This window comes from Novosphingobium sp. (assembly GCF_032093395.1).
Classification (GTDB): Bacteria; Pseudomonadota; Alphaproteobacteria; order Sphingomonadales; family Sphingomonadaceae; genus Novosphingobium.
The window spans coordinates 84,292-110,555 of record NZ_DAMDBA010000009.1 but is presented as its reverse complement, the minus strand read 5'-3'; the positions used below and the strand labels follow the sequence as shown (position 1 = coordinate 110,555).

General features: G+C 66.4%; 30 protein-coding genes. 10 read left to right on the top strand and 20 right to left on the bottom strand.

What is annotated here, in order from left to right; genetic code table 11:
- Positions 1–171 precede the first annotated feature (171 nt).
- The 4 genes from RT424_RS05550 (at position 172) to RT424_RS05535 (ending at position 4,471) form a co-directional block, all read left to right on the top strand.
- Positions 172–1,707: a peptide chain release factor 3 gene (locus tag RT424_RS05550; RefSeq protein WP_313435123.1), complete on the top strand. Its 1,536-nt coding sequence runs from the start codon at positions 172–174 to the stop codon at positions 1,705–1,707.
- 194 nt (positions 1,708–1,901) lie between these two features.
- The gene (locus tag RT424_RS05545; RefSeq protein ID WP_313435121.1) at positions 1,902–2,606 is read left to right on the top strand and encodes an endonuclease/exonuclease/phosphatase family protein; all 705 of its coding nucleotides are present in this window, start codon (positions 1,902–1,904) and stop codon (positions 2,604–2,606) included.
- A 150-nt stretch (positions 2,607–2,756) separates the two neighbouring features.
- On the top strand, positions 2,757–3,095 hold the full coding sequence (locus tag RT424_RS05540) for a P-II family nitrogen regulator (RefSeq protein WP_054442177.1): 339 nt from the start codon (positions 2,757–2,759) through the stop codon (positions 3,093–3,095).
- 29 nt (positions 3,096–3,124) lie between these two features.
- Entirely contained in the window at positions 3,125–4,471 is a 1,347-nt protein-coding gene (locus RT424_RS05535; RefSeq protein ID WP_313435118.1) for an ammonium transporter, read from the top strand.
- 363 nt (positions 4,472–4,834) lie between these two features.
- On the opposite strand, the gene RT424_RS05530 is transcribed toward RT424_RS05535, so the two are convergent.
- On the bottom strand, positions 4,835–5,263 hold the full coding sequence (locus tag RT424_RS05530) for a TIGR01244 family sulfur transferase (RefSeq protein WP_313435116.1): 429 nt from the start codon (positions 5,261–5,263) through the stop codon (positions 4,835–4,837).
- Between the two features lie 300 nt (positions 5,264–5,563).
- Here RT424_RS05530 and RT424_RS05525 point away from each other — a divergent pair, with 300 nt between their 5' ends.
- The 6 genes from RT424_RS05525 (at position 5,564) to queC (ending at position 10,800) form a co-directional block, all read left to right on the top strand.
- The gene (locus RT424_RS05525; RefSeq protein ID WP_313435114.1) at positions 5,564–6,340 is read left to right on the top strand and encodes a cold-shock protein; all 777 of its coding nucleotides are present in this window, start codon (positions 5,564–5,566) and stop codon (positions 6,338–6,340) included.
- A 142-nt stretch (positions 6,341–6,482) separates the two neighbouring features.
- Positions 6,483–7,673, top strand: coding sequence for an aspartate aminotransferase family protein (locus tag RT424_RS05520; RefSeq protein WP_313435112.1), 1,191 nt, complete (start codon positions 6,483–6,485; stop codon positions 7,671–7,673).
- Positions 7,673–8,599: an ornithine carbamoyltransferase gene (gene argF, locus RT424_RS05515; protein ID WP_313435110.1), complete on the top strand. Its 927-nt coding sequence runs from the start codon at positions 7,673–7,675 to the stop codon at positions 8,597–8,599. Before RT424_RS05520 ends, argF begins: the two co-directional genes overlap by 1 nt.
- Entirely contained in the window at positions 8,596–9,501 is a 906-nt protein-coding gene (locus tag RT424_RS05510; RefSeq protein WP_313435108.1) for an Hsp33 family molecular chaperone HslO, read from the top strand. The genes argF and RT424_RS05510 overlap by 4 nt, the downstream gene beginning before the upstream one ends.
- Before the next feature lie 56 nt (positions 9,502–9,557).
- Complete coding sequence (locus RT424_RS05505; protein ID WP_313435106.1) at positions 9,558–10,037, top strand: hypothetical protein; 480 nt, start codon at positions 9,558–9,560, stop codon at positions 10,035–10,037.
- A 67-nt stretch (positions 10,038–10,104) separates the two neighbouring features.
- Positions 10,105–10,800 (top strand): 7-cyano-7-deazaguanine synthase QueC, encoded by a 696-nt coding sequence (queC, locus tag RT424_RS05500; protein ID WP_313435104.1) that lies wholly within the window; start codon positions 10,105–10,107, stop codon positions 10,798–10,800.
- A gap of 132 nt (positions 10,801–10,932) precedes the next feature.
- Here the strand turns inward: queC and RT424_RS05495 are convergent, their stop codons facing one another.
- The 19 genes from RT424_RS05495 to RT424_RS05405 all read right to left on the bottom strand — a co-directional run bounded on the left by RT424_RS05495 (position 10,933) and on the right by RT424_RS05405 (position 26,194).
- A complete protein-coding gene (locus RT424_RS05495; RefSeq protein ID WP_313435102.1) occupies positions 10,933–11,955 on the bottom strand; it encodes an OmpA family protein in 1,023 nt (340 codons plus the stop codon).
- A 188-nt stretch (positions 11,956–12,143) separates the two neighbouring features.
- A complete protein-coding gene (locus RT424_RS05490; RefSeq protein WP_313435100.1) occupies positions 12,144–12,602 on the bottom strand; it encodes a DUF2793 domain-containing protein in 459 nt (152 codons plus the stop codon).
- A gap of 14 nt (positions 12,603–12,616) precedes the next feature.
- Positions 12,617–14,806: a phage tail protein gene (locus tag RT424_RS05485; RefSeq protein ID WP_313435098.1), complete on the bottom strand. Its 2,190-nt coding sequence runs from the start codon at positions 14,804–14,806 to the stop codon at positions 12,617–12,619.
- 1 nt (position 14,807) lies between these two features.
- Positions 14,808–15,266: a hypothetical protein gene (locus tag RT424_RS05480; protein WP_313435096.1), complete on the bottom strand. Its 459-nt coding sequence runs from the start codon at positions 15,264–15,266 to the stop codon at positions 14,808–14,810.
- Positions 15,263–16,108 carry a DUF2163 domain-containing protein gene (locus RT424_RS05475; RefSeq protein ID WP_313435094.1) on the bottom strand — a complete coding sequence of 282 codons (846 nt, stop codon included), beginning with the start codon at positions 16,106–16,108 and terminating at the stop codon, positions 15,263–15,265. The genes RT424_RS05480 and RT424_RS05475 overlap by 4 nt, the downstream gene beginning before the upstream one ends.
- A complete protein-coding gene (locus RT424_RS05470; protein ID WP_313435090.1) occupies positions 16,105–18,438 on the bottom strand; it encodes a DUF2460 domain-containing protein in 2,334 nt (777 codons plus the stop codon). The genes RT424_RS05475 and RT424_RS05470 overlap by 4 nt, the downstream gene beginning before the upstream one ends.
- Positions 18,439–18,460: 22 nt before the next feature.
- Positions 18,461–19,030, bottom strand: a complete 570-nt coding sequence (locus tag RT424_RS05465) for a tail tape measure protein (protein WP_313435088.1) — start codon at positions 19,028–19,030, stop codon at positions 18,461–18,463.
- A complete protein-coding gene (locus tag RT424_RS05460) occupies positions 19,020–19,220 on the bottom strand; it encodes a phage tail assembly chaperone (RefSeq protein ID WP_313435086.1) in 201 nt (66 codons plus the stop codon). Before RT424_RS05460 ends, RT424_RS05465 begins: the two co-directional genes overlap by 11 nt.
- The gene (locus RT424_RS05455) at positions 19,217–19,528 is read right to left on the bottom strand and encodes a gene transfer agent family protein (protein ID WP_313435084.1); all 312 of its coding nucleotides are present in this window, start codon (positions 19,526–19,528) and stop codon (positions 19,217–19,219) included. The genes RT424_RS05460 and RT424_RS05455 overlap by 4 nt, the downstream gene beginning before the upstream one ends.
- On the bottom strand, positions 19,525–19,932 hold the full coding sequence (locus RT424_RS05450) for a phage major tail protein, TP901-1 family (RefSeq protein WP_313435082.1): 408 nt from the start codon (positions 19,930–19,932) through the stop codon (positions 19,525–19,527). The genes RT424_RS05455 and RT424_RS05450 overlap by 4 nt, the downstream gene beginning before the upstream one ends.
- Positions 19,933–19,971: 39 nt before the next feature.
- Positions 19,972–20,361, bottom strand: coding sequence for a DUF3168 domain-containing protein (locus RT424_RS05445; protein ID WP_313435080.1), 390 nt, complete (start codon positions 20,359–20,361; stop codon positions 19,972–19,974).
- 3 nt (positions 20,362–20,364) lie between these two features.
- Positions 20,365–20,544: a hypothetical protein gene (locus RT424_RS05440; RefSeq protein ID WP_313435078.1), complete on the bottom strand. Its 180-nt coding sequence runs from the start codon at positions 20,542–20,544 to the stop codon at positions 20,365–20,367.
- Positions 20,541–21,086, bottom strand: coding sequence for a hypothetical protein (locus RT424_RS05435; RefSeq protein WP_313435076.1), 546 nt, complete (start codon positions 21,084–21,086; stop codon positions 20,541–20,543). Before RT424_RS05435 ends, RT424_RS05440 begins: the two co-directional genes overlap by 4 nt.
- Positions 21,087–21,229: 143 nt before the next feature.
- Positions 21,230–22,387: a phage major capsid protein gene (locus RT424_RS05430; RefSeq protein WP_313435074.1), complete on the bottom strand. Its 1,158-nt coding sequence runs from the start codon at positions 22,385–22,387 to the stop codon at positions 21,230–21,232.
- Positions 22,388–22,446: 59 nt separating this feature from the next.
- Entirely contained in the window at positions 22,447–22,848 is a 402-nt protein-coding gene (locus tag RT424_RS05425) for an HK97 family phage prohead protease (protein WP_313435072.1), read from the bottom strand.
- Positions 22,845–23,144, bottom strand: coding sequence for a DUF6127 family protein (locus RT424_RS05420; protein ID WP_313435070.1), 300 nt, complete (start codon positions 23,142–23,144; stop codon positions 22,845–22,847). Before RT424_RS05420 ends, RT424_RS05425 begins: the two co-directional genes overlap by 4 nt.
- On the bottom strand, positions 23,141–24,316 hold the full coding sequence (locus tag RT424_RS05415) for a phage portal protein (RefSeq protein WP_313435068.1): 1,176 nt from the start codon (positions 24,314–24,316) through the stop codon (positions 23,141–23,143). Before RT424_RS05415 ends, RT424_RS05420 begins: the two co-directional genes overlap by 4 nt.
- Before the next feature lie 56 nt (positions 24,317–24,372).
- A complete protein-coding gene (locus tag RT424_RS05410; protein ID WP_313435066.1) occupies positions 24,373–25,701 on the bottom strand; it encodes a terminase large subunit domain-containing protein in 1,329 nt (442 codons plus the stop codon).
- Positions 25,694–26,194: a hypothetical protein gene (locus RT424_RS05405; RefSeq protein WP_313435064.1), complete on the bottom strand. Its 501-nt coding sequence runs from the start codon at positions 26,192–26,194 to the stop codon at positions 25,694–25,696. Before RT424_RS05405 ends, RT424_RS05410 begins: the two co-directional genes overlap by 8 nt.
- Positions 26,195–26,264 lie beyond the last annotated feature (70 nt).

Below are 26,264 nucleotides of genomic sequence, written 5' to 3'. Positions count from 1 at the left end.
AATCCAGAGCGGCTCTGCGCGACTCTGGATTGCTTCGCTACGCTCGCAATGACGAAGGTTATGTGTAGGGAGCAAATGCGGGGCAGGAAGCGGTCCGCTCCGCAGGCCGTGGCGAGGCGGCCTCCTTTTCCGCCCTTTCCATCTGGCCCCGCGCCCACTAATAGCGCGCCGATGAGCAACGTCCCCCACCAGTCCCGGCGCACTTTCGCGATCATCTCGCACCCTGACGCCGGCAAGACCACCCTGACCGAGAAGCTGCTGCTGCAAGGCGGCGCCATCCACTTGGCAGGACAGGTCAAGGCCCGCGGCGCCGCGCGCCGCGCGCGGTCGGACTGGATGAAGATCGAGCAGCAGCGCGGCATCTCCGTGACCAGCTCGGTCATGACGTTCGAGCGGGACGGGATCACCTTCAACCTGCTCGATACGCCGGGTCACGAGGACTTTTCGGAAGACACCTACCGCACGCTCACCGCCGTCGATTCGGCGATCATGGTGATCGATGCGGCCAAGGGTATCGAGCCGCAGACCCGCAAGCTCTTCGAGGTCTGCCGCCTGCGCTCCGTGCCGATCATCACCTTCATCAACAAGGTGGACCGCGAAGGCCGCGCCTGCTTCGACCTGATGGACGAAGTGGCCGACATGCTGGCGCTGGACGTCTGCCCGATGTCCTGGCCGGTCGGCATGGGCGGCCTGTTCGAGGGCATTCTCGATATCGAGAGCGGCAGGATCAGCCGTCCTGAGGGCGCGAGCAAGGAATTCCTCGGCAAGGTCGACGAGGGTGCGCCCCTGCCCGATGCCGTGGCCGAGGAACTCGAACTGGCACAAGCCGGTTATCCCGAATTCGATGTTGAGGCCTATCGCGGCGGCGACCTTACGCCGGTCTACTTCGGTTCGGCGCTCAAGAACTTCGGCGTCACCGAACTGATCGACGCGATCGAGAAGTTCGCCCCGCCGCCGCGTCCTCAGCCCTCGAACGAAGGCACGATCGAGCCCGACAACAAGGAAGTCACCGGCTTCATCTTCAAGGTCCAGGCCAACATGGACCCGATGCACCGCGACCGCATCGCCTTCATGCGTCTGGTCTCGGGCACCTTCAAGCGCGGCATGAAGCTGACGCCCTCGGGCCTGGGCAAGCCGATCGCGGTCCATTCGCCGATCCTGTTCTTCGCGCAGGACCGCGAGATCGCCGACAATGCGGAACCGGGCGACATCATCGGCATCCCCAATCACGGCACCCTGCGCGTGGGCGACACCCTGTCCGAGAAGAACCAGGTCCGCTTCACCGGCCTGCCGAACTTCGCGCCGGAAATCCTGCGCCGCGTGGCACTGAAGGATCCGACCAAGACCAAGCAGCTGCGCAAAGCGCTGGACGATCTTTCCGAAGAGGGCGTGATCCAGGTGTTCTACCCGGAGATCGGCTCGCAGTGGATCGTCGGCGTGGTCGGGCAGCTCCAGCTCGACGTGCTGATCAGCCGTCTCGAAGCCGAATACAAGGTGGAAGCCGTGCTGGAGGGCTCGCCCTTCGACACTGCCCGCTGGATCAAGGGGGACGACAAGGCGCTGCGCGACTTCGGCGAGTTCAACAAGATGAACCTCGCCAAGGACCGCGACGGCGACCCGGTGTTCATGGCCCGCTCCGCCTGGGACGTGAGCTACCAGCAGGAACGCAACCCGGACCTGACTTTTAGCGCAACCAAGGAACGCTGAGCATATCGTCGTCCCGGAGTTGATCCGGGACCGCTGGCCGTGAACGGCCCACTTTGCGGTAGGGCGCCTTTCCGCAAGCGACCGCCTAAAGAACCGACAGCGGTCCCGGATACAGTCCGGGACGACGATTAGCTATGGAACTTCGGGCCGTTTCAGCGGATTGCTACGCTATCCCCTTGGCCGGAAGTCCCTCGTTGCAGATCAAGTTCGCCAGCTACAACATCCACAAGGCCGTCGGTCTCGACCGGCGCCGCGATCCCGAGCGCATCCTGACGGTCCTGCGCGAGATCGACGCGGACGTGGTGGCGCTACAGGAAGTGGACCGCCGTTTCGGCCGCCGGATGAGCGCGCTGCCGCTCGACGCGATCCATACGACGACCGACTACGTTCCCGTGCCGCTCTCGATGAAGCCGGACAGCCTGGGCTGGCACGGCAATGCGATTCTGGTGCGCAAGGGGATCGAACTGCTCCAGGCGGAAGCGGTTCCGCTGCCGGTGTTGGAGCCGCGCGGAGCGATCCGCGCCGACCTCTCGCTCGATGGTCACCGCTTCCGGGTAGTGGGCATGCACCTCGATCTTTCCGGTCTGCGGCGCAGGTTGCAGGTGCGAAGTGTGATGGCCCATGTCCACGAATGCGAGGCCGCCGTGCCCACGGTGATGATGGGCGATCTCAACGAATGGTCGGCGGGCGGCGGCTGTTTTCGGGAATTCCACGCGCCCTGGCAGGTGCTGGCGCCCGGCCGGAGTTTTCCGTCCCGAAGGCCCCTGGCCAGGCTCGATCGCATCATAGTGTCCGAAGAGTGGGCGGTTTTGGGAACAAACGTTCATCACAGTCCCCTTGCCGCGATAGGATCGGACCACTTGCCGGTCTTTGCATCGCTTGAGTTGCCTAAAAAATAGGCAACTGCTCAGGAATCGAGCGGCGGTTCATGCTGCACTTGCGTTGAGTGGAAGAAGTTCACCGCCGAATCCTGCCGATTGGTAAATTGGCACGACCCTTGCTTATTCAGTTTCAACCGGCGCGGGGCCGGTAAGAAACAGGGGATAGGCATGAAGTTCATCATCGCCATCATCAAACCCTTCAAGCTCGACGAAGTTCGAGAGGCGTTGGGCGCAATCGGGGTCGCCGGAATGACGGTGTCCGAAGTGAAGGGCTTCGGACGTCAGAAGGGTCAGACCGAAATCTATCGTGGGGCCGAGTATTCGACCAACATGCTCCCGAAAGTGAAGATCGAAGTGGCCGCGCCGGACGATCTGGCACCGAAGATCGTGGAAACGATCCAGCAGGTCGCCAGCACCGAAGCCATCGGCGACGGCAAGATCTTCGTCCTCGACCTTGCCTCTGCCGTGCGCATCCGCACCGGCGAGTCCGGGGACACCGCGCTTTGACCGGCGCTTTCGACAGGAGGGAAACCACGATGAACCGCAAGATTCTTTGCGGCGCGGGCGCACTGGGTGCGTCGCTGTTCGCCGCCATGCCTGCCTGGGCGCAGGAAGCCGCCACGGCTCCGGCCCCGGTGCCCAACCCCGGCAACAATGCCTGGATGATGACCTCGACCCTGCTGGTCCTGCTCATGATCCTTCCCGGCCTCATGCTGTTCTACGGCGGCCTGACCCGCTCGAAGAACATGCTTTCGACGATGACGCAGATCGGCGCCGCCGCCTCGCTGGCGATGGTGCTCTGGGTCGTCTACGGTTACGGCCTGGCATTCGGCCCCGAGGGCAATGCCTTCATCAGCTGGGGCAAGTTCTTCCTCGCCGGCGTCACGCCCGACAGCACGGCGGCGACTTTCAGCGATGAAGTCATCAGCGAATATATCTTCATCTGCTTCCAGATGACCTTCGCCGCGATCACTCTGGCCCTGGTGCTGGGTTCGACGGTGGAGCGCATCAAGTTCTCGGCGGTGATGGTGTTCGGCATCGTCTGGCTGACGATCGTCTACTTCCCGATCGCGCACATGGTCTGGGCAGCCGGCGGCTTCCTGTTCGAAGGCAAGATGTTCGGCACCGAACTTCCTGCCGCGCTAGACTTCGCGGGCGGCACCGTGGTCCACATCAACGCCGGTATCGCCGCGCTGGTGGCCGCGATCGTCCTCGGCAAGCGCAAGGGCTACCCGCAGGAGCCGATGCCGCCGCACTCGCTGACGCTGACCATGGTCGGCACCGGCTTGCTGTGGGTGGGCTGGTTCGGCTTCAACGCCGGTTCGGCGCTGGAAGCCAACGGTTCGGCCGCGCTTGCCATGATCAACACGTTCGTCGCCACCGCCGCCGCAGGCCTGGCCTGGATGGTCACCGAGCGTCTCGCCGGCCACAAGGGTTCGGCTCTCGGCTTCTGCTCGGGCATCGTCGCCGGTCTTGTGGCGGTAACGCCGGCCGCCGGCAACTCCGGTCCGTTCGGTGCTCTGATCCTGGGCGCAGTCGCCTCGGTCGTCTGCTTCTTCGCGGTCAGCAAGCTCAAGCCGATGTTCGGCTATGACGACGCGCTCGACGCTTTCGGCGTGCACGGCGTGGGCGGCATCGTCGGCGCCATCGGCACCGGCATCGTCTACTCGCCTTCGCTCGGCGGCCCCGGCGGCGCCGACTTCTCGATGGGCTCGCAGGTCGCCACTCAGGTCATCGCGGTCCTGGTCGCCATCGTCTGGTCGGCCGTCGGCACCACGGTTGCCGTCCTCATCGCCAAGGCAGTCACCGGCCTGCGGGTCGCTCCTGAAGTCGAACTCGAAGGTCTCGACATCGGCGAGCATGGGGAGCGCGCCTACAACTAAGTTCAGAGTTTGGCGGCGGCGGATACTTCTTCCTCTCCTACGATCCGTCGTCGCCTACCGATGTTCCTCCTGCGAACACAAACTGAAAGGCCGGAGCCAGCCGCTCCGGCCCTTTTTTTGTACCGCGACGGTATGTGCATCCGCTTGACGGCTTGCGCGCAGAAGCCTTCCGAACGCTGAACCGTTCAGCCTTCAGCGATCATCGGGGATGGAGATAACCGGCGCGAACGACGGCACCGAGAAACTCGGTGGAGCCAGGTCCTCGTCTTCAAATCTTGAGGAGCCCTGCGAGGCAGGTCGAGCGAGCAGAACGACAAGGCGCGCGTAAGCTGCGCCCCCGCTAAACCCGAACGCTTCTCCGGATCAGTTGCCGGCGGCGAACATGTCGATCAGCTGGCGGATCGGAGAGACGTCATACCCCGCTGCTGCGGCCCTGGAGGCGATCACCGAGGGGTTATCGCCGGCTTTGGCCCGGGCGAGTGCCCAGAGCAGGGTGGAGCGCGTGCCGGAACGGCAATAGGCCAGCACCGGCCCCTCCGCCGTGGCGAGGGCATCCGCCATCGCTGCGACCTGGGCCTGGCTGAAGCCACCATGGCCTACCGGGATGGCGACATAGTCGATTCCGGCGGCGCGGGCTTCCGATTCGATCACCTCGCCGGGCGTCTGGTCGTCGCTTTCGCCTTCGGGGCGATTGTTGACGATCCGCACGATGCCCATGGCCTTCGCTTCGGCGATGGCGTCGGTGCCGATCTGCGGGCTGGCGAAAACGGTGTCGGTAATCTGGCGGAACATCTAAGCGAGTCTCCGGTATGAAGCGGGAACGTTCGGCCCCGGTTCGGCCTGAAATTCGTCCACGTCAAGGGCCCTGCTTTTGTCAAAAGCAAGCCGGACCGCCATGAAAATACGATATTTCGTCAATCGGGCGGGAATTTGGCACGTAATTGTGTTCGCCATGTGGCAGAACCTCGTGTATGACTCGCGATTGCAGATAGGATCCGGCTTGTCCCGGCTGTACTGTCTGCCGCCCGGCGCGGTTCGTCCACGTGACCGGGTTCATGCTTTTTGGGGCGCAGCGAAGGTACGTTCGTAGACATGGGTTTTGACAGAGGTCGTCGCGGAAGGGGACGCGACAAGCGCGATGGTGGTTTTGGTGAGAACGAGTTCGATCCGTTCTTTGCCGGCCAGGATCGCTTCGGTGGCGGGGACCGGTTCGGCGGCGGCGGCGATCGCTTCGGCGGTGGCGGTGATCGCGGCGGTTTCGGCGGCGGTGACCGGTTCGGCGGCGGCGGCGGTGGTGATCGCGGCGGCTTCGGTGGCCCGCGTGGCGGCGGCGGTGGCGGCTTCGGCGGCCCGCGTGGCGGCGGTGGCGGCGGCATGCCCGCCCAGGTCGTTGGCCAGGGCAAGGGCGTCGTAAAGTTCTTCAACGGTGCCAAGGGCTTCGGCTTCATCCAGCGCGATGAAGGCGGCGAAGACGTGTTCGTCCACATCAGCGCTGTCGAGCGCGCCGGTCTCGAAGGTCTGGCCGAAGGTCAGCAGCTCGAATTCCAGCTCGTCGATCGCGGCGGCAAGATTTCGGCCAGCGAACTCGTCGTCGTGGGCGACGTGATCGCGGTGGAAAAGCGCGAACCTGCACCGCAGCGTCAGCTGACCGGCGAAAAGGCCACCGGCACCGTGAAGTTCTTCAACTCCATGAAGGGCTTCGGCTTCATCACTCGCGATGACGGTCAGCCGGATGCGTTCGTGCACATCAGCGCCGTCGAGCGTTCGGGCCTTGGCGCCCTGAACGAAGGCGATCGCGTGGAGTTCGACATCGAGGTCGATCGACGAGGCAAGTACTCGGCGGTCAACCTGGCGCCGCTCCAGGCTTGATCCCGATTGCAATGTCGCCGGTCATTTGACCGGGGGCCTGCAAACACCTAAAAGCGCGCAAATGGCGGTCCGGATAGGGCCGCCATTTGTCGTTTGTGATTCCCGTTTTCACTTCACTGATTCGTTATCGAGGAATTCCGTCATGTCGATCACTCCGCTGATGCCTGTGTACCCCCGGTGCGGCGTTCGGCCCGTTCGCGGCGAACATTGCCACCTCATCAGTGAAGACGGTCGCCGATTCCTCGATTTTGCGAGCGGTATCGCCGTGAACCTTCTCGGCCATTCGCATCCGGGCCTGATTGGCGCGATCCAGAAGCAGGCCGAGACGCTGATGCACGTCTCCAATCTCTACGGCAGCCCGCAAGGCGAGGCGATCGCCCAGCGCCTGATCGATCTGACTTTCGCCGATACGGTGTTCTTCACCAACTCCGGCGCGGAGGCGGTGGAATGCGCAATCAAGACCGCGCGCGCCTATCACCAGCATGTCGGCAATGACCACAAGTACGAGCTGATCACCTTCAGGAACGCTTTCCACGGCCGCACGATGGCCACGATCAGCGCCTCCAACCAGGAAAAGATGCATAAGGGCTTCCTGCCACTTCTGCCCGGTTTCAAGTATGTGGAGTTCGACGATCTGGAAGCAGCCAAGGCGGCGATCGGGCCGAACACCGCCGGCTTCCTGGTCGAGCCGATCCAGGGCGAAGGCGGCGTGCGCATCGCTTCGGACGGATTTCTCCAGGGCCTCCGCGCACTTTGCGATGAGCATGATCTTATGCTGATCCTCGACGAAGTGCAGAGCGGTGTGGCCCGTGCCGGTACGCTCTATGCCTATGAGCAGTTCGGGATCGTGCCCGACATCATGTCGACGGCCAAGGGCATCGGCGGCGGCTTCCCGGTCGGCGCTTGCCTGGCTACCGAAAAGGCGGCGCGCGGCATGGTGATCGGTGCGCATGGCTCCACCTATGGTGGCAATCCCTTCGCCATGGCAGCCATCGGCGCGGTGCTCGATGTGGTTGCGGACGAGGCCTTTCTTGCCGATGTTCGCGCCAAGGGAGAGCGTCTGCGCGCCCGGCTGGAGCAGTTCATCGGCAACTATCCCGAGCTGTTCGAATCGGTCCACGGCCGCGGCCTGTTCATCGGCATCAAGCTGAAGATCGAGCCGCGCGCCTTCGTGGCCCACATGCGCGACAATCATCAGGTGCTTACGGTCTCGGCCGGCGACAATGTCGTGCGTGTCTTGCCGCCGCTAGTTATCGATGACAGCCACATCGATGAATTCATGGAATGTCTCTCCGCCGCAGCGGCGAGCTATCAGCCCGAAGAGGTAGCCTGATGAGCCGGGATTTCGTAGACCTGAGCGATGCCGGGGGGCCTGTCCTGTCGGCGATGATCAATGATGCCATCGATCGCAAGGCGGCGCGCCGGGGCTGGCCGAAGGGCAAGCCGGATGCCGATGCGCCGCTCGCCGGTCATGTCCTGGCGATGATCTTCGAGAAGAACTCGACCCGCACCCGCGTCTCATTCGACATGGCGATGCGTCAGCTCGGCGGCTCCGCGCTGATTCTGGAATCGGGTTCGACGCAGCTCGGCCGTGGTGAGACGGTGGCCGATACCGCCCGCGTGCTCAGCCGCATGGTAGATGCGATCATGATCCGTACGGACGATCACGCCAAGATCGAGGAACTGGCGCGTCATGCCGACGTGCCGGTGATCAACGGCCTTACCGATCTCTCGCACCCGTGCCAGATCGTCGCCGATCTGTTGACCATAGTCGAGCGTGGCTTTTCGCTGCCCGGCTTGCAGGTCGCGTGGCTGGGAGACGGCAACAACGTGGTCAATTCGCTGATCGAGGCGGCGGGCCTGATGAAGTTCACCGTCCGCGTGGGTGGCCCTCTGGGCTATGAACCCGACGCCGACTTCGTCGATCGCGCCAGGGCGGCGGGCGGCGAGGTGATCTTCACCCAGGATCCCCTGGAAGCCGTGCGCGGCGCGCATGTGGTTGTCACCGATACCTGGGTCTCCATGGGGCAGGCCGGCGGAGACGTGCATATCGCCGCGATGCAACCCTATCAGGTCGATGCGGCGCTCATGGCTTTGGCCGCCGAGAACGCGATGTTCCTGCACTGCCTTCCCGCCCATCGCGGGGAGGAAGTGACGGACGAAGTGATCGACGGCCCGCAGTCGGGCGCCTGGGACGAGGCGGAGAATCGTATCCACGGGCAGAAGTCGGTTCTGCTCTGGGCATTGGGCAAGCTGTGAGCGACGAGCTGCCCCGCACCGACGACACCGGCTTCGACCGGGTTCTGGCCTTCACCGTACCCGCGCGCAGCGCGCGCGGGCGCGTGGTGCGGCTCGGCCCGGTACTGGAAACCGTGCTTTCGGCGCATAGCTATCCCAAGGCCGTCAAGCATGTGCTGGCGGAGGCACTGGTTCTCACGGCATTGATGGGCTCGCTGCTCAAGGAGCGGGGCGCGCAGCTCACCTTCCAGGCCCAGGCCGAAGGCGGGGCGGTGGACCTGCTGGTTTGCGACTACCGAAACGGCGAATTGCGCGGTTACTTGCGCCACGATCCCGTCCTGGCGGAAAAGCTGGACGAAGATTGCTCGCTGGAGACGATCTTCGGCAACGGCTACCTTGCGATCACGTTCGACCTCGATGTTTCCAACGAGCGCTACCAGGGGGTCGTGCCGCTGGAAGGTTCCTCTCTGGCGGAAGCCTGCGAAAACTACTTCCTGCAATCGGAACAGTTGCCAACCGTGATCCGCGTATCGGTCCGTTCGAACGGGCCGCGATGCGTGGCCGGGGGCCTGCTCATCCAGCACTTGCCCGATGGCGAAGAGGGCAAGGAGCGTCTGCATGCCAAGGACATGCATCCGGATTGGGAGCACGTCTCGATCATGGCGCAGAGCATCCAGCCTGCCGAACTCGTCGACCCGGTGCTCAATCTGGAACAGCTCGTCTGGCGCCTGTTCCACGAGGAAGAGGAAGTGCGCGCGGAGCCGCTGGAACCGTTGCAGCGCGGCTGCCGTTGCTCGGTGGAATACTATCAGAGCATTCTGGGCGCGTTTCCCGAATCCGAGCGGGTCGACATGCGTGACGAGACCGGTATGGTGCCGGTCGATTGTGCCTTCTGTTCCAAGATCTTGCACGTGCCGGTATAAGTACATCATTGTTCTGCCGGGTTGTCTTACTGGCGGGTAATGACGATATGGGGCGCATGACCCAGCTCAAGGCACGAAAATTTCAGATCCCGACCCGCCGGAAATCGCGCCGGAAGTTCCTGGGCCTTCGCGGGCCTGCCGGCGCCGTGCTGCTCGCGGCGGGCGGGGCGGCCCTGGCCGTCGCCACGGGCGCAGTGGCCGAGAGCCGATCTTTGATCATGCTCGACCAGCTTGAGTCGGGCGCATGGGAACTGCGCGAGCGGGGCGTGGGAGGGGTGGTACGCAACGTCTGCGTGCGCGGCGGCCGAGAGTTGATCCAGCTCCATCATCAGGGGCTGGCCTGCAAATCGGTGGTTGTCCAGGATACGCCCGTGGAAGTCGTGGTGCAGTATACTTGCGCTGGGCAAGGGTTTGGACGGACGCGCATCCGTCGGGAAACCAACGCGTTGATCCAGATCGATACGCAGGGCATTGCGGGCGGCCAGCCTTATTCCTATGCGGGAGAAGGGCGCCGCACTGGCCCCTGCCGCGACTGACGTCTGTCGCAACTGACGCAGCAGGCGCAAGGTTGTCATCGCCCCGGCGAAAGTTTAGCTCAGGCCGATGCAGCATTCCCAAGATATCAAGGGCCGCAAGGCGGTCGTTCTTCTTTCCGGCGGGCTCGATTCCATGGTTTCGGCCGGTATCGCGCGCGAAGCGGGCTACGCGGTTAGCGCGCTGACCATCGACTATAACCAACGTCATCGCTGCGAGATCGATTCCGCCCGCACGATCGCCGATTTCGTGGGAGCGGAGCGTCATGTCGTGCTGCCGCTCGACTTGCGGCAGTTCGGCGGCTCGGCGCTGACCGCAGATATCGACGTGCCCAAGGACGGCGTGGGGGAGGGCGTGCCCGTTACTTACGTGCCGGCGCGCAACCTGGTTTTCCTGTCGCTGACCCTGGCCTGGGCCGAGGCGATCGGCGCGGCGGACATCTTCATCGGCGTGAATGCGCTGGATTACTCCGGCTATCCGGACTGCCGCCCCGAATTCATCGCCGCGTTCCAGGACATCGCACGGCTGGCGACGAAGGAAGGCGATCAGGGAACCGAATTCCGCATCCATGCGCCGCTTCAGTTCATGGGCAAGGCCCAGATCGCGCGTGAGGCACATCGTCTGGGCATGGACGCAGGCATGAGCTGGTCGTGCTACGATCCGCAACCTGGCGATCTGGCCTGCGGAGAATGCGATAGCTGCCGGCTGCGCAAGGCCGGGTTCGCGGATGCGGGGCTTGTGGATCCTACGCCTTACGCTGCCTGACCCTGGACAGTACGAGACGAAAAGCCCCGCTTTTGCGGGGCTTTTTTTTGTGGCCGGAAGGCGCGTGACGCAAGCAAAAGAAAAGGGGGCCGGATCGCTCCGGCCCCCCAATCTTGTACCGTTGCCGGTCGCTTACATGCCCGAACCCGGACCGTAAGTGATTTCGACGCGACGGTTCTGCAGCTCGCGCACGCCGTCAGCAGTCGGAACGCGCGGGTTGGCTTCACCGAAGGCCTGGCTTGAGATCGAGCCGTCCGGAATGCCGTGGCTGGTGAGGTAAGCACGAACCGAGTCGTTACGGCGAGCCGAAAGACCGAGGTTGTACTTGGGCGAACCCGAACGGTCGGTGTAACCGGCCAGCATGATCGGCACGCTGTTGCAGTTGCCATAGGCACTGACGGCGCTGTCGAGAATGGTGGCGGCTTCCGGCGTGATGTCCGACTTATCCCAGTCGAAGAACACGATGTACGGACCCTTGTTGCATTCCACAACCGGCGGAGGCGGCGGCGGAGGCGGGGGCGGCGGGGGCGGCGGGGGCGGCGGCGGGGGCGGCGGGGGAGCAGCCGGTTCGCCGAAGTTGTAGCCCAGGGTCGCCAGGAGCGAGTGCGAGCGCCAGCGGGTGCTGATCTCGTTGCCGGAAACATCGACGAAGTCGAGGTTGTTGACGTTGCTGAAGCGATACTTCAGGCCGACGTCCACGTGGCTGCTGATCGGCGCGCGGATACCCGCGATGGCCTGCCAGGCGAAGCCCGTGTCCGAATCGTCGAAGATGTCGTAGTGAACGCGACCAACGCCGGCGCCACCGCCGACATAGCCCTGAAGGCCGTCATCGGGACCGAAGTCGAGCAGACCGTTGACCATGAAGGTCAGGTTGCTGCCGTCGGGACCGTTGCTGCCCATGAACGAAGCCTGGCGATAGCTGGCTTCGGTTTCGAGACGGAACGGACCGAAGTCGTAGCCGAGAACGGCGCCGCCGTCGAAGCCCGTGCCGAATTCCGCCGTGGCGACGTTGTTTACGCCGTTCACGTCGAGATCGGCGTCTTCGACGATCATCGCGCCGGCGTCGAGCTCAAGATACCACGAGTTGTCGCGCGCAAGCGCGGGCGTGGCGATAGCTGTCGAAGCCAGCGCCAGGCCAAGGACGAGTTTCCTCATATGTTTCCCCTACTAAGAGATTTGGAGCCACCGAGTGCCTCGAGTGTCTACCCCCTCAGCTTTCCGTGTGCAAGCGCACATTGCGTGCTACTGTTGCAGAAATGTCGCGTTTTCGGGGGGTTGGTGAAGCGTGTGACCCCTTTATTGGAAATCGACTGCACCGTATTACCCCTGTCCAACGCCACTCGTTATGCTGATGAAACGATACCCAAGGCTTGCAGGACGCCGATCAGTTCAACGATCGTCGCCCGAGCCTGAACATCAACTGTCATCCCTCCAAGTGGTTCCAGGGGAAGGGAAGATTTTCTCCAAAAATTATGAAACAGGCGTTCCTGGCCGCTGGACAGGTCGAAGATCCTCAGGCCATCCCGAGGGGCGACGAACAGCCAGTTTCCGCCCTGAAAGCCGGCCAGATGCCCATCGCGACCCGCCCACATGCCGGTCGCTCCGGCGGCGACCAGCCACGTTTCGCCCGATGCGGGATTTTCCGGAGGGTCGGTCCGCTCACTGAGGACAGTGCCGTGAAGCAACATGTCGCAGCGCGACAGCGCCTCGTTGACGAAGGCTTCCTTCTGCGCCTGGCCGGCATAGAGCAGCGGCAAGTCGAATCTGGGGCTGGTGCTTTCGAACTGGATGGGATCGCTCATGGAAAATCCTCGGCTCAGGTGAGTTGGAACAGGGTGAGGGGGGCGGAAAGCGCATGGGTGCCCTGTTGGCGCACGCGGAACACGCTGCCCGGCAGCAGCGTGGAAAGTTCGGCGAGCAGGGCGGGCGACAGTTCGGCCCGTGGCTGAGTGAGGGTCCAGGTCGCGATCGGGCTTTCGTCGGGCCCGTAACCGAGCAGATAGCTTTCGACCTGTTCCACCAGCGGCACGTCGATGCCGTTCTGCCACACCCATTCTCCGCGCGCGCGCCGAACCCAGCGCAGGGACAGCACGCCGTCGCTTCCCAGCGTTGCGCGGGGATGGACCGGTGCGGGCGGACGCAGCGTCAGTCCGCTAGCGCGCACGGGCGCAAGCACGGCCGCCTGATCACCCGCACCGAGCGCGACGATCCTGCGATCGAAAGCGGTGCCGACAATCGCCGTGTCGAGCGCGACAGAGGAGCCGTCCAGCAGCACGACAGGTTCATCGGGCAAGTGAGCGGCTGCGTCCGTCGCGCCGCGACCGCGCAGGAAGCCGGAGAGCCGCCAGCGTCCGCCACCTAGCGAGTTGGCCTGGGCGAACTGGAGGATCTCATCGCCGACCAGCAGCAGGTTCGCACCTTCGGCGAGTTGCCTTGTCGTTGCGGAGGCGAGTTGCATGGCGGGGTCGATCAGCGCGATCTCCAAGCCGGATCCGCGCGCGAACAGGAGCGGGCTCGACGCCGGCAGTCCGGTCAAGGTCGTGCCCATGATCGCCCGCCGACGGCCACTCGGACCAAGCGGGTGCAGTTCACCGTCGCCGCGATCGGCAAAGAGCGCGGCGCCCCGCCAGTTCGCGCCGGCAGAGGAAACCGCGGCAAGAAGGCGCGGTCGTCCGGAATCGCCGCCGGTCGGATCAAGGGGCAGTTCGAAAGCCGTCAGGACGGTTTCGGCGGAAGGCAGGTCTTGCGGGGGATTGATCCGCCCCGGGTCCGCGCCCGCCCGACCTGGCATGTCCGCCGTGAGCGGGGCTTCGCGCGCGGCGGAAATCTCCACCCCGGAATGGCGCCACTCCCATTCCAGTACGCGCCATTGCCCCGCGATCCCCGGAAAGCTGACGAGAGCGCCCGGCGCCACCTCCGGGTCGAGAGCGCCGGTGCGCCAGGTTATCCGCTCGCGGCTCCAGTCGGCCCGTCGGCGGTTGCGCTCGATCAGGGTTCTGGCGGTATCCGCGTCAAGGGCGACCGGCAGTTCGATGGCGCGCGGCGCACCGATGGCGGCTTGTCCCGAGGCATGCTGTACGCTGGGTAGGTAATCGCGTTCGCTGTCGAAATAGCGCAGCAGCGAGACGGGCTTGTCGTCGGCCATGGCGCGGTCGCGGGAAAAGCCGCTTGCTCCGCCGAATTCGCCGTCATCGGCAGAGATCGTCGCCGCGCCGAGATTTATGCTCCGCGCTTGCCGAAGCCTTCGGGCGATGACCAGCGTTTCGGGCCCGGCATCGAGATCGAGCGGGATCACCTGGTCGATGGTTTGAAGTGCGCCGCTGAGCGGGCCGTCGCAGGTCATGCCGAGAAAGCCGTCAAGCGGCACGGAGGCTTCCACATCCTCGACTAGATCGCCCACGATGGCGGCAAGATCGAAGGTCTCGTCGGCCAGCACTTCGAAAGTCAGGGAGGGGATGCGGTTGTAGAACTCCGACAAGTCGAGATCCTCGAACACGACGTAGGCCAGATCGCGATGGGCCGGGCAGCGGGCAGCGCCCTCGGCGGCGAGCATCAGGGGGTCGCAGGTCTGATCCGCATGGCCCCGGTGGATGCGCAAGGTGCCGCCGCATTTGAGGTCTCCCTCCACCCCGCGCAGCAGGCGGCCGTCAGCCCAGATCCTGCCGAGCCCCGTGATCGGGCGGCTCGCCAGGGCCACGGCGAAGCTGGCGGTGTAGGCGTAAGACGTGATCGCGGCGCCGCTCTTGCCGCCGCCGAGCGTTTCGCTGCTTTCGACGAGGTCCGTTGCCCAGATCATCTGTCCGGCCACCCGCATGCGACCGAAATGGCGGGGCAAGGGTTGGCCATAGCTGGAGGTGGTGACTTCCAGCTCCTTCAGGCGGGCGCCTTCGCGGTGGGGCGAACCGAACACCACGGTATCGAGCTGCCGCCCCATCATCGAGCCGATCGCGCCGCCGATGGGGCCGCCGAGCGCGGTACCGACGGCGCTGAAGACGAGTGTTGCCATGTCAATTCCTTTCGATGGGCAGGCGCCAGCGGGCCAGGATCGGCCAGTCCGCGGGGATCGGGCCGAGCACGACGCGACGCAGTCCGGCATGGGCGTGGACGATGTTCGTGCGGTCCACGGCGATGGCGAGGTGGTGCTGGCAGGGGCCGGGACGGAACATCAGCACGTCGCCCGGTGCGACTGGGGATGGCTGGGTTGGATTCGGCTGCGGTGCCAGGAGCAGACCCAATTTGCCGGCGATGGCGTCGGCATCGTCGCGGCGCAGGGAGCGCAGGCGATAGCCGTTCGGCACCAGGGCCGTCGCCTCCATGGCGGCAGCAACCACGCCCAGGCAATCAAGCCCGATGCGCGGGTCTCGACCATTGAGGCGGAAGGGAATGCCGACGAAGGCGCGGGCTGCGTTGGCGAGGTCTTCTCCGGTCAGGGAGCGTGGCACGCTGCCTGTCACGTCGCTCGTCATGCTGGCCCCGAGCCATCCGGGGCGGGATAGCGGGTGAGCATGTCGTTCCCCGGCAGGAAGGGCTCGCCGCGAAAGTTCGCCGCATTGCCGAATCGCGCGCCGCAGGTTTCGAGAGTGTGGTCGCAGCCCTCGCGCAGGAACGCGCGGGTGCCCGGCGGCGCCTGAGCATCGAGCGGCGCGTCGACCATCAACCGGCTGTCGCTGATGCCGATCACGCGCATGGTCATCCCCGCCTGTGGACCTTCCAGCCAGCGCAGGACGCCACCCGCAAATAATGCCGGATCGAGTGCCGGATCGTTTGGCGCCTCAAGCGAAAGCGTGTTGTCCTCGATATCGAGATCGGCGAGCCGGACCTCGGAGGTGAAGCGCAGGGCCGCGAGATTGCAACCCGGCCCACAGAACGCGGCGCGGCAGGATGGGCTCGTGCGCGGAACGGGATCGCGGGCGAAATCCTCCTTGCGCGACACGAGATCGGCGGAGAAGGCGCCATCCTCCTGCGAAATCGATCCGATCGTACCGGTATAGAGCCTGTCGCGTTCTCCTGTTTCCCAGTCCACGAGGCCGATCGTCACGCGCGCGCCGTCGTATCGGCCGGCGGCAAGGTCGTCAGCCGAGATCGCCTCGTGGGTGAGGCTGCCTCGTACCTCGGCGTTGTCCGGCTCGAATCCGGCGGATTTGCGGATCGAGGACGGCACCATGCCCGGCGAAGCGCGGTGCAGCAGCCCGTCGAACCAGAGGTCGGCGTCATGGGTGGTAAAGCCCAGCGTCACGCCGTCGCGCCGATCGAGGCGCCAGAAGGTTGCGACCGTTTCGAGATCGCCGGTAAACCAGACGCGGCTCATGATGCCTCCCGGATCTCGACGACCGGCACGCTCGGCGCTTCACCGGCGGCAAAGGCTGCGCCTCCGATTTCGAGTTGGTCTTCGGCAAAGCGCACGGGGACGTCGAAGCGGAAGCCCGCGCTGACGGTGGCGCCGGCTGGCGGTGCCAGATCGAACAGCACGGTGCCGAGAGCATCGAGGCGCCAGCCGCCGCGCTGCAGTTCTCCGTCGATCGCGATGAGCACGCTGCCTGGCCTTGGGCGAGTGATGCGCCGGACTTGCGGTTCCTCGCCGGCGCCATAGCGCTTCACCAGCGGATAGGCGGTGCGCAGCGCGTCGCCGGTGCCAAGATGCTGATCGGCGGCGGTCGGATCGCCGGTCATGCCGTTCGAACTGAAATCGCTGGGGTCACGCAGGAGGAAACCGCGCGCGGGGCCGCGCCGGGCGCGGTAGAAGGCCAACAGTTCGCCGAGTTCGGCTTCCGAGCGAACGCCCGGCCCCAGGTCGAAACGCAGCCGCGCATCGGACCACAGGCTGTTGCGCCGCTCGAAGCCGGAGGCCGTAACCGAGATCGTCGTCGAGAACTCCGGAACGACCGTGGCGTCGCGTCCCAGGGCAAGCGGATAGGGCACTTCATCGAAAGCCTGCATCTGATCGGCTCCTGAAGGGGGGAGGGGAAGGCGGACGAAACCGTCGCGGGCGACCTGCGGTAGCGCCCAGACCACCACTTCGTGCGGGGAGCGGGTGAGCGCTTCGTCGATGCCCGCGTCGATGCGGCGCCACTGGTCGGCTTGCTCGGCCTTCAGCACGAATCCGGCGAGATAGTCCTGCTCGTGCGGCGGATAGCCAAGACGCTGGTTCACGGTGGCATAGGCGCCGCGCCGCAGTGCATCGGCACCGGCAGTGAGCCAGTCGTAGTCCTCCACCTGGAGCCGGTCGAACGCCGGGGAGGCCCAGCCGACCGGGAGGTTGGCGCGGTACATTTCAGGCATGGCGGGATCGAGCACGGTCGGGGTGAAGACCAGCGCCAGGGCTTCCACCACGCCGGGCGCGGCGGCGATGCGGACGGCCGTGACAAGATCGGCCGTGGATTGCGCCAGGATAGCACCGGCGGCATCCAGCAGAGCTTTTCGTGGTTCGTCCAGCGGTGCGCGCAAGTCCGGGATGGACGGCGGCGTGCCGCCGAAGCGCGCTTTCGCGGCATCGTCGTAGATGCAGATCCGTCCATCCGCGAAGCACCACCACCAGGGTTCGCCGACCTGGAAGCGCACCGGCGCACCGGCTTCGATCATGAGGCGCGCGAAGGCGGCTCCCACCGATTGCAGCCAGTCCATCGCCTCGACATTCGCAGGCGAGAGCAAGGTGGAGGGCGGATCCCAGCCGGTGAGGGCCGGTTTGCCTTCGAAATCCCGCTGCTTCCAGGCGGCAGGGCAGTGCTGGTCGAGCAGTTCGTAGGACAGCGAGGCGACCGGGCTGAAACCCAAGGCCATGCATTCCGCGAAGAAGGCGCGGTGCCAGGCCCGTGTGGGGGCATTAAGCGGATCGGGCGCATTTCCCACAAGGAAGGCGCCGTCCGTGGCTGCGAGCCGGAAATAATGGCTCATGCCGACATAGTGGACCAGCGAGCCCCGGTAGCCGAGTTGCCGAACGCTGCGCAGCAGGCGCGCGGGGGTCTGCACGCCCTGATCGTCGAAGCCGGTGGCCATGGCCAGCCCATTGGGCGGCAGGATGACGTCGCCGATCTCCACCATGGCCCGCGCACCGTCGGTGCGGATCTCGCTGAGTTCGATCCAGCCCTCGGCTTCGGCGCTGAGCGGATCGGCGCTGCCGTCATAGCCGGGCGGGCAGAACGAGATGAACATGCGGTCGATCGCCCCCGGCCATACCCGGTCGGCGGAAGGCAGGGAGAAGCCGGCGTCGAGTTCGGAGAAGCGCAAGGTGATCCGCGCATCCTCGCCGGTGCCCTCGGCATAGTTCCAGAGCCGCACGTACCAGACGCGCGCCGCGCCCTGTGCGTCCCGGCCCTCGACCGTCAGCGTCGGGCCGATGCCGGAATCGAGCGGAATGACGCCCGAGGAACGCCAACGGAAGCTGAGCGAGGTATGGGCATAGTCGCGGTCCGTGCGATAGGCGAGCAGGGGATGGTCGAGGCGGTCCTCACTGTCCCAGATCAGTCCGCCCAGGTCGCCCTTGCGCAGGAAGGAAGCGTCCACGCGCAAGGAGTCCGGGCCTGTGGAGACGATCGAGGCCATCATCGGGCGCGGGAAATTGACGGTCCAGAACCGAGGGTCGAAGCGGCTGATCCAGTCGCTTGCCTGTCCGTTGCGCTTTCTTGCAAGCCAGAATGCCATGGGGGTCTCCGAAAGAAGGGGATCAGCGGGCGGACAGCGCGCGGCGCACCGCGCTGGCCACTTGGCGGGACGAGCGCTGGAGCGATTGCGGCACGCTGGACCCGCGCGGGCCGGTCATGTTGATGGCCACCTTGACGTCGCGCGTGGATGCCGGTGCCCCGGTTTCGATGCGCCCGGCGGAAGTGGGAACGAAGAGTTCCGGTCCACGCTCGCCCACGACATAGCCGCGACCGGGGGAGACATTGCCCCCCGTGGCCCGGCCGGGCAGGCCCAGCAGGCCCGATACCAGCCCGGAAAGGTCAAGGGCTCCCGATGTTGCAGCGGACCCGCTGCCCGACGACCCCAACAGGCCCTGCACGGACTGCGCCGCGATCTCGCCCAGCGTGCCGAGCGCGATCCGCTTCAGGTCGTCGAAGCCGAGGCTGCCGCGCCGGATCGCGCCGGTCAGGCCCTTTTCAAGGGCTAGGCCCGCCTGCGTGAAGCCCGAGACCAGATCGCCGTCGATACTGGCGCGCATCTGCGCGATGTCGCGGGCGAAGCCTTCGGTGCCGGCGCGAACTTCCACCAGCAGGCTGTCGATGTCATCGCTCATTGTCGTGCTCCATCAGCTTTTCCAGCAGGGGCCGGTCGAGGCCCGGCGGTGCATCACCCGCGAGCAGGCCAAGCGCGGCGGCGAGTTCGGCGGGCGTGGCTGCCCAGAATTCCGGAGGGCGCCAGCCCAGCGTGCGGGCGGCCAACCCGCAAAGCGCCAGCGCGGCCGGGGCAAACCGCGTCTCGCTCATCCGCTGCCTTTCAGAATCTGGCCGAGCAATGCGCGTAGCGGCGTGGCGCAGGCGGCAAGCCCCTGTGCCACTACCGCTTCACCAACCGCCTCGCGTGCGATGGAGCGGTGTGGTTCGAGGCAATGCCAGAACAGGGCGGCCATTTCGGAGAGGCGGAGCCGGCCCTCGCCCGCTCGCTCGACGAGGGCGAACAGCGGACCGAGTTCCTCCTCGGCCGCAACCAGCGCGGTGAAGCTGGGGCGCAGGATATGCGTGCTGCCACCGATCATCAGCGAGGCTTCGCCGCGCAAGGGGTTGGCGAGCGTCATGCCGCCGCCACCGCGCCCGAGCTTTCGAGCTGGATCGTGTAGTTGCGCTCGCCGTTGAAATCGCCGGCATAGTCGAGCCGCTGAACGAGGAACCGGCCGCGCAGCTTCTCGCCGTCCTCGAAGCTGAGTTCGTAGTCGTCGAGCGTGCCGGCCATGGCATTGGCGCGGATCTTCGCTTCGGCGGTGCTGCCGAGGAAAATGCCCGCCGCGCTCACCGAGACGGAGCGGACCCCGGCGCCGGACAGCAGTTCGCGCCAGCCGCCGCTGTCCTTGCTGGTGACGACGACCGTATCGCCCGTCACCGACATCTGCGTCGTGCGCAGGCCCGCGACGGTCTGGTAGGTGGCGGGCGAGCCGCCGCTCGAGATCTTGAGAAGGAAAGCGCTGCCTTTCTGGGCGGGCATGGTGTGTCTCCTTGAACGAAAGGGGGATGAGCGGGAGGATCAGGCGGCGAGCAGGCGGAAGCGATATTCGAGCAGGACGGCGCGGCGGCTTTCTCCGCGCTGTTCGGCGCGGGCGCGCAGGAACTGGGCGGTGACGACCTGGAACCCGGCCTGATCGCGCGACAGCTCCGCGACCCGCGCCTCGATCGCGGTGACGAGCGCCGCCGCCGTATCGGGCGCATCGCCTCGGCAGTGGAGTTCCAGTGCGACGCGCACTTCGCGGCCCGGCATGGTCTTGCAGCTCCAGTCCGTGCTGGCGCTGGAGGCGATCGCCAGCCAGGGCAGGCTGGTGCGCGAGGGGGCCTCCTCGACTATGGCATTGAGCTGGGCGGCGAGCGCGGGATCGGCGGAAAGCCAGTCGATCAGGGCGGCGCGGAGGGCGATTTCCATCACTTATCCTTTCGCGAAGAGCGGCCAGACGAGGTCGGCGCGGCGCCAGCGGCTTTCATCGCCGCGTGTTTTCAGGGCGCGCATTTCGGCATGGGCGGCGGCGATCTTTCCGGCGCGATCGGCAAGGCGCCGGGCCACGGCGGCGAAGGAGGCGGTGGCGTCGGCCTGGATCATGCCGCTCATGTCAGCCGCATCCTTCGCCAGGGCCGCCACAGCGCCGCGACGGAGGCGGGCGGAAGCGGAGCCGCGCCGTCGCCGTCGCGCTGGCGATGCTGATGCGCAGCCAGCCGGATCACGCCATGGCGCAGGCCATCGGGGAGGCTTTCCCAGTCGTCGGCCAGCCCGGCGGTAAAGCGAACCGCAACCTTGTGCGCCGTGCCGGAATGGAACCGCACGCGCCCGGTGCCATCGGCATCGAGATCGACCTCGTAGGTTTCGGTGGAAAGCGCGAAGCGGGTGCCGTCGGCGCTTACGCCCTCCACCATGGTGATGGCCTGGACCGGGCGGGTGGAGAGGGCATGCCATCCCGTCCGGGCAGGCAGGATTTCCTCGCAGGCGGCGACCAGCGGCATCCGGCCGGTGAAGGCCTCGCAAGTTTCCAGCGAGCAGGCGAGCAAGGCGGAAAGCGACGCATCGTCGCGCAGGGTGGTCACGCCGAGCCACTGCTTGAGCTCGGCAAGCGTCGAGGACGGCAGCACGGCCGGCGTAAGAATGACCCGGTTCATGGAGTCTCCGATCGGAAGGAAGGAGGCGGGTGGCCCGCGCCGTCGCCCTTTTCGGCAAGGGGGACGGGCGATGACGCGGGCCGCTGCTCAAGGTGCGTGGGAAGGGGAAAGGGCGAAGGGCTTCCCACGCGACCCGGATGGCGTCAGGCCGTGATCTTGAGCAGCTTGATCGCGTCGGAATCGAGCACCTGGCCGCCGATCCGCTTGGTCGCGTAGAAGTGGACGAACGGCTTGTTGGTGAAGGGATCGCGCAGGATCGACGTCGCGCTGCGCTCGGCGATAAGATAGCCGGCGCGGAAGTTGCCGAAGGCGATCGGCAGGGCGCCCGCGGCGACGTCCGGCATGTCCTCGGCTTCGACCACCGGATAGCCCAGCAGACGGTTCGGCTGGCCTTCCATCAGCCCCGGCTGCCACAGGAACGAGCCGTCCGCCGCCTTCAGCTTGCGCACCAAGGCCAGGGTCTTGGCGTTCATCACCCAGCTCGCGCCCTGGCGGTGGCCGCTTTTCAGCGAATGGACGAGGTCGATCAGCTTGAGTTCCGGCGCGGCATCGAAGCCGGTGGCATTGCCCGAGCCCAGGAACTGGAGGGTGCCGAAGGGCCTCGCGGCATCGGTGGTGGCGGCATTGGGCGCCTGGAGGAAGCCCTTGGGCTGGTTGGTGCCCGTTCCGCTGACGAAGGCGGCGCCTTCCGCGCGGGCGAATTCCGCAGCGATCTCGTCCGCCAGCCAGGACTGGATGTCGAAGGCCGCATCGTCGAGCATGGCCTGGCTGGCTGCGGGGTTGGCATAGAGTTCGCCGGAAGGCGGTGCGATCTCGGCGAAGCTGGGCGTGGCGGTTTCGACGCGGGCACCGGTTTCGCTCACCCAGCCGGACGTGGTGCCGCCGGTGGTCACGAGCTTGCGATAGCCCGCTGTGCCGGTCTGCACGACCTGGGCGATCGCGCGGATCGGGCTGATGGCCTTCAGTCGGGCCGAGATCAGCGCATCGACTTCGCGCGGGACCGCGTAGCCGCCGTCCGAAGCCACGGTGCCGGAGATCGACTTGATCTCGCTTTCGCGGCCGGAGCGCAGGTAGCCATCGACGAAGCCCTTCACTTCGACGCTGGCGGCGGAGGCGGCGCCGCCTTCGATCACCGGACGCGCCGCCGCGCGGCTGACACGGTCAAGCCGTGCCTTCACATCCTGCACATCGCCGCGCAGGGTTTCGACGGCGGCTTCGGTGGCATCCTGCCGGGCGACGAGGTCGAACGAGGCGTCGAGCGTTTCGACGGGGAGCTTTTCGACGGGGATAGGGGATTCCATCGGGCTTGGACCTTTCGGTTAAAGCCGCCAAATCGTGGCGGCGGGAAAAAAGGAGGAGATCAGGAGATCAGGTGCACCCGTGCGCCGAACTGCATCGGGTGGGTGACGAGGCTGACCTCGAACAAGTCGAGATCGAGGAGTTCGCGGCCCTCGATGCTGTTGCGGCTGGCGCGGGCGCGGTAGCCGAACGACAGGCCCGTCACCGCGCCGCGCCGGAGCGAGAGACCGGCCGCGCCGTCCGGGTTGTCCACCGAGGCGACCACGCGCAGGCCGCGTGCGTCCTCGGCGGCGGTTTCTACCCAGCCGATTCGGAGATCGGGGCGATGCTGCCAGAACAGCGGGAGCGGATCGCGCCGTTCCGCAAGGGTGCGGGCGAACGCTCCGGGACGGATGATGTCGCGCCCCGCGTCACGCTTGCCGAACAGCGCGGCATATCCGGCGAAGCGAAGGGCGGCGCTCATCGCAGCAACCCGAAGCGTACCGCGAGGCCGAGCAGCAGCAGCGCCAGCACGCCGCGCACCAGCCAGCCGATGGCGGCGGTCTGGGCACTGGCCTTGGCATCGCGCCAGGCCTGGAGCAGCTCGCGCAGTTCCAAGAGATCGCCCGGCGCGGTGGCATCGTCCAGCCCGATCCGGGAGAGCATCCGCCGCGCGCCGACATCGCTGGCTTCCTCGACGATGGCGCGCAGGGTCACGAGTTCGCTGCCTTCGGTTGTCGCCTGCGCGAGAAGGCCGGCGAGCATATCCTTCTGGTTCATGATTTGTTCCCTTCATTGCTCGGGCGCGGCGCGAGTCCCAGCAGGGATCGCTTCTCGTCTTCGTCCAGGAAGTCGGCGGCGCTGACTTGCGCCCAGAGCCGCTCGCGGTCTTCCGCAAGGGCGGGCACCCGATCGAGGTCGATCGCAAGGCAATACCCGGGGTCTTGGTCCGGGAACCACGGCGAAAGACCCTCGCAGAGCCCGGCCAGGATCTTGCTTGCCAGCGGCAGCAGGGTGAGCCGCCAGAGTGCGCGGTTGGCCTCTCGGTAGTTTGCGTAAGTGGCGTCTCCGGGCAGGCCGAGCAGCATCGGCGGCACGCCGAAAGCCAGCGCCACGTCGCGGGCGGCGGCCGCCTTCAGCGTGGCGAAGTCCATGTCGGCCGGGGTCATGGCCATGGCCTGCCACTTGAGGCCGCCCTCCAGCAGCATCGGCCGCCCGGCATTGCCCGAACCGGCATAGGCTTGGGTCAGTTCGGTCTTGAGCCGGTCGAACTGGTCGCCGGTCAGCGTATTGCCGTCTTCCGCCTCGTAGACGAGCGCGCCCGAGGGGCGGGCCGCGTTTTCCAGCAGCTGGCGGTTCCACTGCGAGGCGGCGTTGTGCGTGGCCACGGCTTCGTCGGCGGCGGCAAGGCAGCCCGCGCCATAGTGGTCGTCCGCCGGGTGGAAATGGCGGATGTGGATCATGTTGGGAGCGGCGTCCTCATCCAGCAGGGGAATCGTCAGGCGCCGCCCGGCCACGTCGTAGGCGAAGGCGGCGGGCCAGCCGTCCTCACCCGCCACGATCGAGACACGCTCGGGCCGCAGGGCGAACAACTCGACCGGGCGTCCGCGCGCATCTTTCAGCACCTGCACATAGGCGTTGCCGTGGAGCAGGAGATGGCAGGCCAGCGTTTCCAGCAGCGACTGCCCGGCACTCGTCTCGGAAACGAGCGCCATGAGCTGGGGGTCGGCAGGCCGGAGCGGAGCGCCGCCGATGCCTTCGGCGACCAACCGCACGGCGCGCTGGGCCACAGGGTTCTCGAGATAGGCCCTGCGTACCGCCGAACCATATTCGAACGGAGCACGCCCCCCGCCGTTTTCGGCGAAAAACCAGGGCGAAGCCGCGCCGCGCGCCAGCGGCACGCGGGCACTCTCGCCCTTGAAGGCGGCAACGAGCGTATCGATGAAGGACACTGCTGGGGTTCCTTTCAATAAGGGGCCGGAGCGGTTCGGGCCGCATCCGGAGGAAATCACGCCACTCGCACCCGAGGTGCGCCGCCTTTGCCGAGCATCAGCTCACTCAAGGCCCAGACCAGCGCGTCGGCGCGGTCGGGCGAGCGCCCCGGTCCCTGATAGGAACCGCCGGCGATCAGGCCGCACATTTCGTCTTCGAGCGCCGGAAACGGTCCCGCATGGCGGACCCGTCCGGCCTCGTAGAGGGCGGCCACCGGCTCCGCGCGGGCGACCTTGCCGCGGCTGGCGTGGACCAGCCGCAGGGGCAGCGAGAGTTGCGCGGCTCGCAGCACCGAAGCGACCATGGCGCCCCCTTGGTTGGCTTCGGCCACCACGCGGTCGGCCTGCCAGGCCTCGGCCGTACCGGCAACGGCGCGGGCCCAGCGTTCCGGTCCGGCCTTTTCGACCGAGGCGTCGGCGATGACATGGGCAAGGCCGCCTTCGTCCACGCCGACCACCACGATCCCGCAGGCGTCACCGCCCTCCGAAGCCGGTGGATCGACGCCGACGACGACGCGGTTGCACGGCGGAGCGACCTCCTCCCGGCAGTTTTCCAGCAGGGCCCGGCTCCAGAGGGCGCCCTCGATATCGGCGATCAACTCGCCGTCGATTTCCTGCCGCCCCAGCAGGCTGCGCGAAAAGGAATCGCGCATGGTGTCGAGGAAACGGTCGGGCAGGTTGGCGGCATTGTCGAACGTGCTGCCGCGTGTCACCGTGACGTCGCCCCGCTCGCTTTCGGCCAGCAGGCGCATGACCAGCGGCACGCTGCGCGGCGTGGTGGTGGCGACGACGCGCGGATCCTGCCCCAGCCGCAGGCCCATGAGCAGGTTGTCCCAGCTTGCCACGGCGCGGGCCGAGGCATTGTCCCACTTGGCGACCTCGTCGCACCAGGCGTGGCTGTGCTGGGGGCCGCGCAGCGCTTCCGGCTCGGCGGCCGAATAGAGCATGGCCTGCGCGCCGTTCGGCCAGGTCAGCCGCCGCAGCGACGGTTCGAAGACGGGCCGACGCCACGGCGCGCCGACCGAAAGCAAGCCGCTTTCGCCCTCGACCATGACCGAGCGCGCCTCGCCCAGATGCGCGGCGACGAGCGCAATGCGGGCATCGGGATGCGTTTCCGCGATCTCGTTGACCCATTCCGCGCCGCAGCGGGTCTTCCCGAAACCGCGTCCGGCCATGACCAGCCAGACGCGCCAGTCTCCGGCCGGGGCGATCTGCGAAGGCCGTGCCCAGAGGCGCCAGTCCCAGCGCCATTCGCGCTGGCCGGAAGCGCCGAGCCCGATAGCGAAGGTTTCCAGTTCGCCATCGTCGGCCTGGGACAGCCAGTGCAGGGGATCGGCTTCAGCCATGTCCTGCCTCCGCATCTGTTTCCATTCCGGATTCGCCTCCGGCTTCGAGCGCTCGACGCGCGGTCACCTCGGCGCGCAGTTGCGCCAGTTTGGCGTGGATGGAGGCGCGCACGGCGGCCAGATCCTCGTTTTCACGCGCGGCGCGTTCACGCGCCACGGTCTCGCGATGAAGGCCAAGGAGGCGAAGGGCCGTGGCATTGTCGAACTTGACGTCCCCATCCTTGGGATCGCCGAAGCGCAAGCGGAAGAGAACTTCCATTTCCAGGTTCTCGTAGCCCTCCAGAAGGGCGACATGCCATTCGCGGGCGAATTCGGGATTGACGCGGCGCAGCCTGTAGGCCGTTCCGGGGGGCACCCCGGCGGCGAGACTGGCGGCGCTGACATTCGAGGTTTCGGCCAGCGCGGCCAGGAAATTCCGGCGCCAGCGCGGCTCGATCGGCTTGGCTCGCCGGCACGGTGCAGCGCCGGACGGAGCCGGGTTCGGCTCGACCATAAGGACCATCCCTGGAGTTGATTGGAGGCGGTTCGAAAGAGATCGAAGCGAATCAGTCGCTCTCGATGTT

Bases quoted from the DNA above. Each gene is read 5' to 3' on its own strand.
- RT424_RS05420 (WP_313435070.1), bottom strand. From the start codon at position 23,144: ATGAACCAGAAGGATATGCTCGCCGGCCTTCTCGCGCAGGCGACAACC.
- RT424_RS05530 (WP_313435116.1), bottom strand. From the start codon at position 5,263: ATGTTCCGCCAGATTACCGACACCGTTTTCGCCAGCCCGCAGATCGGC.
- RT424_RS05520 (WP_313435112.1), top strand. From the start codon at position 6,483: ATGTCGATCACTCCGCTGATGCCTGTGTACCCCCGGTGCGGCGTTCGG.
- RT424_RS05455 (WP_313435084.1), bottom strand. From the start codon at position 19,528: ATGACGCTCGCCAACCCCTTGCGCGGCGAAGCCTCGCTGATGATCGGT.
- RT424_RS05425 (WP_313435072.1), bottom strand. From the start codon at position 22,848: ATGAGCGCCGCCCTTCGCTTCGCCGGATATGCCGCGCTGTTCGGCAAG.
- RT424_RS05550 (WP_313435123.1), top strand. From the start codon at position 172: ATGAGCAACGTCCCCCACCAGTCCCGGCGCACTTTCGCGATCATCTCG.
- RT424_RS05505 (WP_313435106.1), top strand. From the start codon at position 9,558: ATGACCCAGCTCAAGGCACGAAAATTTCAGATCCCGACCCGCCGGAAA.
- RT424_RS05535 (WP_313435118.1), top strand. From the start codon at position 3,125: ATGAACCGCAAGATTCTTTGCGGCGCGGGCGCACTGGGTGCGTCGCTG.
- argF (WP_313435110.1), top strand. From the start codon at position 7,673: ATGAGCCGGGATTTCGTAGACCTGAGCGATGCCGGGGGGCCTGTCCTG.
- RT424_RS05405 (WP_313435064.1), bottom strand. From the start codon at position 26,194: ATGGTCGAGCCGAACCCGGCTCCGTCCGGCGCTGCACCGTGCCGGCGA.
- RT424_RS05495 (WP_313435102.1), bottom strand. From the start codon at position 11,955: ATGAGGAAACTCGTCCTTGGCCTGGCGCTGGCTTCGACAGCTATCGCC.
- RT424_RS05450 (WP_313435082.1), bottom strand. From the start codon at position 19,932: ATGCCCGCCCAGAAAGGCAGCGCTTTCCTTCTCAAGATCTCGAGCGGC.
- RT424_RS05410 (WP_313435066.1), bottom strand. From the start codon at position 25,701: ATGGCTGAAGCCGATCCCCTGCACTGGCTGTCCCAGGCCGACGATGGC.
- RT424_RS05490 (WP_313435100.1), bottom strand. From the start codon at position 12,602: ATGAGCGATCCCATCCAGTTCGAAAGCACCAGCCCCAGATTCGACTTG.
- RT424_RS05465 (WP_313435088.1), bottom strand. From the start codon at position 19,030: ATGAGCGATGACATCGACAGCCTGCTGGTGGAAGTTCGCGCCGGCACC.
- RT424_RS05435 (WP_313435076.1), bottom strand. From the start codon at position 21,086: ATGAACCGGGTCATTCTTACGCCGGCCGTGCTGCCGTCCTCGACGCTT.
- RT424_RS05460 (WP_313435086.1), bottom strand. From the start codon at position 19,220: ATGAGCGAGACGCGGTTTGCCCCGGCCGCGCTGGCGCTTTGCGGGTTG.
- RT424_RS05540 (WP_054442177.1), top strand. From the start codon at position 2,757: ATGAAGTTCATCATCGCCATCATCAAACCCTTCAAGCTCGACGAAGTT.
- RT424_RS05445 (WP_313435080.1), bottom strand. From the start codon at position 20,361: ATGGAAATCGCCCTCCGCGCCGCCCTGATCGACTGGCTTTCCGCCGAT.
- RT424_RS05470 (WP_313435090.1), bottom strand. From the start codon at position 18,438: ATGGCATTCTGGCTTGCAAGAAAGCGCAACGGACAGGCAAGCGACTGG.
- RT424_RS05430 (WP_313435074.1), bottom strand. From the start codon at position 22,387: ATGGAATCCCCTATCCCCGTCGAAAAGCTCCCCGTCGAAACGCTCGAC.
- queC (WP_313435104.1), top strand. From the start codon at position 10,105: ATGCAGCATTCCCAAGATATCAAGGGCCGCAAGGCGGTCGTTCTTCTT.
- RT424_RS05480 (WP_313435096.1), bottom strand. From the start codon at position 15,266: ATGACGAGCGACGTGACAGGCAGCGTGCCACGCTCCCTGACCGGAGAA.
- RT424_RS05440 (WP_313435078.1), bottom strand. From the start codon at position 20,544: ATGAGCGGCATGATCCAGGCCGACGCCACCGCCTCCTTCGCCGCCGTG.
- RT424_RS05475 (WP_313435094.1), bottom strand. From the start codon at position 16,108: ATGAGCCGCGTCTGGTTTACCGGCGATCTCGAAACGGTCGCAACCTTC.
- RT424_RS05525 (WP_313435114.1), top strand. From the start codon at position 5,564: ATGGGTTTTGACAGAGGTCGTCGCGGAAGGGGACGCGACAAGCGCGAT.
- RT424_RS05485 (WP_313435098.1), bottom strand. From the start codon at position 14,806: ATGGCAACACTCGTCTTCAGCGCCGTCGGTACCGCGCTCGGCGGCCCC.